Source organism: Mycolicibacterium pyrenivorans (assembly GCF_025821625.1).
GTDB lineage: Bacteria > Actinomycetota > Actinomycetes > Mycobacteriales > Mycobacteriaceae > Mycobacterium > Mycobacterium pyrenivorans.
Window position 1 is genome coordinate 1 of sequence record NZ_JACKSH010000207.1, and the last position, 365, is coordinate 365.

1 protein-coding gene is annotated in these 365 nt (G+C 62.7%); it reads right to left on the minus strand.

Going from position 1 to position 365, the window contains the following annotated elements:
* Positions 1-76: 76 nt before the first annotated feature.
* Positions 77-365, minus strand: a 289-nt coding sequence (locus H7I57_RS23455; RefSeq protein ID WP_264026422.1) for a WXG100 family type VII secretion target, incomplete at its 5' end; no start/stop codon positions are given.

The following is a 365-nucleotide window of genomic DNA, read 5'->3' on the forward strand; positions in this document are numbered from 1 at the left end:
GCGAAATTCCAATTCTGTGCACCTGACATTTGTCTTCTCCGCTTCTAAGTCGTTGTACGTGGTGGTTGAGGTCTGACTAGATGTGCATCTGGTTCGCCAGCGACGACCCCGCGTCGGCGTCGGACGAGGTGTACTGCACGCCGGCGGTCTGGATGTTGGCGGAGATATCAGCCAGCTCCTTGAGCTGCTGGGTCATGGCCTCGTCGAAACGTGCCAGGGCGGCCTGCGCTGCCAGACCCGCTTGCTCGCTGTGCATATGCGTCGCCAGCTGGCCCGCCACCGCGTCGACGTGAGTCTTGACGCCGGTCAGCTCGCCCGAGATGCGGTCGAAGTTCGCTGCCTCTGAGGCGAGGACCGCGGCATCT